Source organism: Okeania sp. (genome assembly GCF_983059655.1).
Genome location: NZ_CEZPJD010000479.1, coordinates 1 through 6,083, shown reverse-complemented (window position 1 = coordinate 6,083; position 6,083 = coordinate 1). Strand labels below are relative to the sequence as shown.

The 6,083-nt window shown below is 37.8% G+C and carries 4 protein-coding genes; 1 reads left to right on the top strand and 3 read right to left on the bottom strand.

The annotated features are described in order from the left end of the window. Positions 1-129: 129 nt before the first annotated feature. The 3 genes from ruvX to AC3DU7_RS22230 all read right to left on the bottom strand — a co-directional run bounded on the left by ruvX (position 130) and on the right by AC3DU7_RS22230 (position 4,058). Positions 130-624: a Holliday junction resolvase RuvX gene (ruvX, locus tag AC3DU7_RS22240; protein WP_488041485.1), complete on the bottom strand. Its 495-nt coding sequence runs from the start codon at positions 622-624 to the stop codon at positions 130-132. Between the two features lie 540 nt (positions 625-1,164). Next, complete coding sequence (locus tag AC3DU7_RS22235) at positions 1,165-2,445, bottom strand: GNAT family N-acetyltransferase (RefSeq protein ID WP_488041484.1); 1,281 nt, start codon at positions 2,443-2,445, stop codon at positions 1,165-1,167. 443 nt (positions 2,446-2,888) lie between these two features. Continuing rightward, complete coding sequence (locus tag AC3DU7_RS22230) at positions 2,889-4,058, bottom strand: F420-0:Gamma-glutamyl ligase (RefSeq protein WP_488041486.1); 1,170 nt, start codon at positions 4,056-4,058, stop codon at positions 2,889-2,891. A gap of 488 nt (positions 4,059-4,546) precedes the next feature. On the opposite strand from AC3DU7_RS22230, the gene cruF reads away from it, so the two are divergent. Next, positions 4,547-5,485 (top strand): gamma-carotene 1'-hydroxylase CruF, encoded by a 939-nt coding sequence (gene cruF, locus AC3DU7_RS22225; protein WP_488041483.1) that lies wholly within the window; start codon positions 4,547-4,549, stop codon positions 5,483-5,485. Positions 5,486-6,083 lie beyond the last annotated feature (598 nt).

Sequence of the window (6,083 nt, the reverse complement as noted above, 5' to 3'; positions counted from 1 at the left end):
GCCATATCCAATCAACCAAGAGAAGAAATAATATTTCCTTATATTCAATTCCGTAACGGTTTTAACCAGAGGTAATTATCAATTATCCATTATCAATTATCCATTAATGAACAGGTGTCTGAAATAAACTTATTTCTCTTCTATAGTAATAGATGTTTCTATATCTGTTGAATCATTTACTTGTGAGCTAATATTATTTTTTCTACGTTCATCCAGCCATTGCTGTAAAATCAAAGCTGCTGCTTTTCTATCAATTAAATGTTTATTCTGAGAAGGAGAAATATTTGCAGCTTTCAACATCTCCTCAGCTTGAACTGAAGTCAAACGTTCATCAACATATTCTATAGGTAGTTCTAGAGCCTGTGACAATCTTTGAGCATATTTTTGTATCTGTTTAGCTTGAAAACCTATAGAACCATTCATAGAGTATGGTAAACCTACAATTAGAATCTGTACTTGACGTTCTTGGATAATAAATTTTAACCTAGCTATATCTTCTTGAAAAGAGGTACGTTTAATAGTAGTAATACCAGTAGCAATTAAACCAGTACCATCACATCCTGCGACCCCCATACGTTTTCTTCCTACATCTAAACCCAGTGCTGAAATTCGAGATTGAGACATTGAACATTCAACTCCTTAATCTACAATTATACTTTTTAGATTTGCGATAAATCTCTCACTCCTTTTCGCGATCAATTGGAGATGTTTAACAATTAATAAACAATTAATAAATAACAATTATAAAAATTACCGAATAATTAATAATTAGGGTTTGCGTATGGAAAGTCTTTTTGCTCTTTGTAGGGAGTAGACAGTAAGCAGTAGTTAGGACATAGAAGAAATGGGAATTACAGAGTCAGTGGCCAAAAGAATAGTCAGAGTGATTTTTCGGCTGCGTGCAGGGCGTGAAAATCCTCACTTTTTTAACAATAGCTTCTCAAAAGCTCATACTTTTTTCAGGCATAAATTACCTAAAACCAATATCAGTCAATGCACGCGATATTTAATCAGCAAACCCTAATTAATAATTAAATAATTCTGCTTTAAAGCCTTCCCTTTTAAAGAGAGAAAAAGTGCTAGGATATCTCCTTATTTTCAATTCCGTAACGGTTTTAACCAGAGGTAATTATCAATTATCAATTATCAATTATCCATTATCAATTATCCATTATCATCATCATCCCCATTTTGTGAATTTGGAGATGACGACTCTGATGCAGAATTTACCTGTTCGCTTGTAGCTTCCCAGTAATAATTATTATTAGTCTTGAGCTGAGAGTTACTACTTTTACCATGTCTATTTTGCATGATCTTTAACAAAGAACTACGACTAGGAACTGGTTTACGAACTGGTTGCAGACCTTGAAGAACTTCCGAAAACTGGAGGTCAGAAATAACAGACTTAGACTCTCGGAGTTTATGCCAAACAGAACGAGACATCAACAAAGAATGTTCAATTTGTTCAGCCTTTATCTTTTCTAAATATGCTTCACGTTCAGGTTGATAATCAACAGAAGCAAGTTGTAGAGATTGAAGAGGAAAATCTTGAGCCAGTGTTGCCATTTGAGATAATAACTCTGGATACAACCAAGTATAAGCTGGATGTACAGTTAATTGAGCTATATGTGGTTGTGTACCATCACGACATAATTGTACTTGAAAGTAGCCGATCGCTGCCTTACGTTGGGGTTCAAACACATACCCACTAACCAATTCAGTATGATTTACCCATTGCCTTACTCCCTCCATTAAACTACTAACAAAGCTAGTTTGAAAATCTGGGATATGGCGGTCAAATACTTGCCGTACCAGAGGAGGCATAGATACTGTGTCCAATTGATAGAGCAACTGAGCATCAGCATTACTAATAGGTAGTAAATTTGGTAAATTTGGCTGAGAAAGGGCTAACTCTTGTAATTGTTGAGAAGTAATTGTCCAGTAAGTAATTTGGGCTAATGGCTGAAAACCATTTTGGCGATAAAGGGCCATAGTCTCTTTATCATTAACATTAACTTCCAATAACCATGTCCGTGCTTCCCAAATTTTCTCAAAGCAATATCGTAATAGTTGAGAACCTATTCCTCTGTTTGTCCCTGTTTCCTCAGTAACTATCCTTTCTACCCGCCAACTGCTACGGGTGCGGTTGCTAGGAAAAACTTGGATTGCCCCTTTAATTTGTCCATCTATTTCTGCAACATAGGAAGTTAGTAAATATTTGCAGGGATTAGGGAAAAGACTCAATAATTTTATGGGCCAGTACCAACGACTAATTTGTGGTAATTTCTGGCTTAGGCTAATAGGAGACAGGTTAAAGGTAACATCTCGATGATTGTGTTGTACCTCCGGAGTTTCCCTACTTATGTTCTTGATAGCTTCTAGGTCGCGGTACTCTAGGGGACGGATGACCACCTGACTTTTATTTTGGCGGGTTAAAGGTTTCATTATTTTTTTTTCTAGATTTTTAGGTGCTTATCTCAAATAAAGTTTTGATTTTTGTGGAACTGGAAATTTGGCCAAACCAGGTATTAGTCATCCAGATAATTTTGAATGACTAAAATGGGCGTGAGTTTATAGTTTTTTCAGATTAGCTATATAAGCATTAGTAATACTTTATATCTTCTTCATTCCAGTAATCTTCACTTTTTTAGCCTTCATTTCCATGAACTTCTTGTCTTATCAAAATAATTGGGTTGCGCAACACCGCCTTTTAAGGCGATCGGGTTTTTGGAGCCTTGTTCAAATCCCCTACTTCCCTTTCTGGCTCCCCTCCTGGGAGGGGCAGGGGTGGGTTAACTTTTGACTGTGATGAAGTGTGTCTTGCATTCTGAGGGGACCTCAGAATTACACACTCGCTTCTGACTTCTGACTTCTAACTTCTGACTTCGTCAAGATGATGGCCTGATCAAAACTACTGGGGTTTGTTCATCCGCGTTTCCTGCGGGATTACTTCTTAAAGCTTCCTCTAGTAAAGAAGTAGATACATTAGAGGTTGCTGCTAATATTTTAACTGCTTTCAAATCGTTAACATCTACTATCGCTGCACCCAGGCCCGTAGCTGTTTGGATTTGTTCCACTAAATTTTGAGGATTTTCTGGGCCTAAAACTATAAATTGGTCATAAGGAGGTAAAGTTCCGGTAACATCATCTATTAGTCTGGCTTGTTCTCCTGCAAATTGATAGAACATACCAGGTTTCCCTAATAATTTGGCTATGGCACCTCCGAAAAAGGCCATAAATACTTTGACTGGTCCAACAATATCTACGAGAGTTTGCATCCCACAGGCTGTTGCCAGACTTGAAGTGGGTAGAAAGAAGTAACAGATGCGTTTTGCTACCCATCCAGGTTTAACGTCAGTAGGGTGACGAAAACGACCTTGTATTAGGGCCAGGGGTGTTTCACCGATGGTAACAATGTCCCCTGGTTGAGCATGAGGAACTACATAACGTTTGACAATTTCTATCGGATCGTCTAATTCTGTTAATAAGTGAGTGCGAATAGGAAATACTGTTGCATTTTGCGCTTCTCGCTGATTTGGAATAGCTTTAGGATCGGGAAATTTGAGAGGCACTACAATATGACGAGTTTTGGGAATACGACCTTGAGGGCCATAGGTAATATAATTAACTTTAATCCAAGCTGACTTGAGTTGGTCTAAATTTTCCCCACGAATATCTATTGATATCTTCAGTTTTGTCTTTTTTCCTACTTTAACGATATAAGCAAACCAATAGTCATCGGGTCTAGCTGAGGCATCTTCATGGAAAGGAATAATTCGAGTTTGATAATTTACTTTTTCTAAACTTGCACCAGACAGTAGTTTTACTTCTGCTTGTATTTCTGGCACCATAATTTCTAAGCTTTTGGTACGGTTGCATAATTCCATTTCACCCACTAATAGGTAATTTTCTGGTTCTGCAACTGCTAAATGCCATTCTCCAGAGGTTAGTTCTAAAGCATTTCCTGGACGACTACGGTATTGTAATTCTAGTGCTAAATAGCCTAAACCTAGAAGTACAGTTAAGACGATAATTCCTGTTGTGAAAATTTCTATAATCACTTAATCTCCTGTTAATATTTATTTGAACTAAGTTTGCTTAATATAATTTTCTTCATCTTATTTGAAAATTCAGCTTATTTTACCGAAAAAATGGGTCTAAAGCCTCGCCTATAAGCGGGCGACTCTTCGTCTCAAACTTTTTTTTATTCCCCCTGTTGCCTGTTGCCTGCGCACAGTGCTATATTGACATTTTTTATTAAATATGATATTGAGATATAGCTAAATTAAAGAATCTGCGTCTCTGGGGGAGCGCAGAGTGTCAAAAAGTCAAACAAAATATATAAGTTATTCTGGTTCTTTTTCTCGTAAAGATTTGTAAACTAATAGGTAGTGTTTTGCAGGATTGGTTTCTAGAAAAAATTAGTCCCACTCAGAAAAAATACTTCTAATTCTCTGCTGCTGATGCAAAGAATAGATGTGGAGTATTTTCGCAAGAACACAAAACTAGAAATTTACTGACTTTTTAACTCAGAAATAGGACTTCTATGAAGCAACTTATGATTGCCGAACGCTATCTATTACTTGTACATATCTTGTCAACAGTTTTTGGACTAGCAGGTCTGTTAATAGTTCTACCTAATCCTGAAATTATTATCAGCTTGCCTCCTTTAGGACAAACTGCCTTCCAATGGAGTATGGCAGGTGGAGGAGCAACTTATATTATCTTTGGAGCATTAGCAGTTGCCTTGTATAGCATGAGGAATTTGGGAATAGGTACAACCCTGGCTTTTATGCTGCCTTCTGTGTTTCTATCTTTGAGTAGCGAACTATTGGGCACTAGCACGGGTTTTCCTTTTGGAGATTATGCTTACCTGAGTGGCTTAGGATACAAAATTGCAGGTCTAGTACCTTTTACAATTCCCTTATCTTGGTTTTATATGGGATTGGTTTGCTATTTACTAGCTCGTTGCGGTTTACAAGTCAAGAGTTCTAGTTCTTGGATACGTCATGTAGGAGCGATCGCTACAGGAGCAATGCTTCTAACAGCTTGGGACCTAGTCCTTGACCCAGCAATGAGTCAGGCACCATTTCCGTTTTGGACATTTCAAGAGGAAGGCTCTTTCTTTGGTATGCCTTACCGCAACTTACTAGGATGGGTAGGTACAGGTGTAATATACATGTCTGTAGCTGCTTGGTTTTGGCGCAAGAAAACAATTTCATTGTCCCGTCAACAGTTAAACCTGCCACTCATTACTTATTTAGTTAACTTTGCTTTTGGAGCAACAATTACTGTATTTGCCTTAGATGCTAGATTTTTATTACCCACTTGTTTGAGTGTAGTGGTAGGGGTAATTCCAGCGATCGCCCTGTGGTCGATATCTCCAGCTAATCAATTGAGTGAGGTGGATATGTCCCTCGACAATGCTGTGAGTGATGACGAGGTAAAAGTACCTGTGACACAGGTAAAAATGGCTATTAAATAACATAAGCATTCAGCCGTCAGCTATCAGCTATTGCTTTTAGTTTTAGATAAAAGCTTTACTAATTGAGTCAGAATTTATACTTACGCCTAAAAGCTGGCTGTAAAGTCTATATTCGTTAAAACCCCCTTGAGAGCTAAGAGCTGACAGCTAATAGCTGTTTGCGCAGCATTCCACAGGAAATGCTTACAAAATAACTCAAAAGTTATATCAGTTTTAAGTTTGAGAGAGTTTCGACTTAGTTAATAATTTGCGTAACTTAGAGATATAATACGCTAGTTATCACAGGCAAGTAGTAACGAGGGTGAAATTTGTATATTCTGCACTAATCGCGGCTGAAACATTTCTGGCAGTCTATCTATATAGACATAGACCTCTCCAGAAATCCCGCTCCCTACTAGGAATGACGCAATCAGGGTTTGAGGACTTTTTTCTGATGTTGATTGACAAAGATTTAAATGTAGGTATAGAGTTTAGATATGCGGTTGGCTTGACCGTCAATGTCTGTGGATGAGTAACCGCCGACGGCCTCAGTAGAAGCAGGAAGTAAACATCAATTTGTCGCATCGATGTGACGCTTTGTATCAGTTTTATGAAGCAG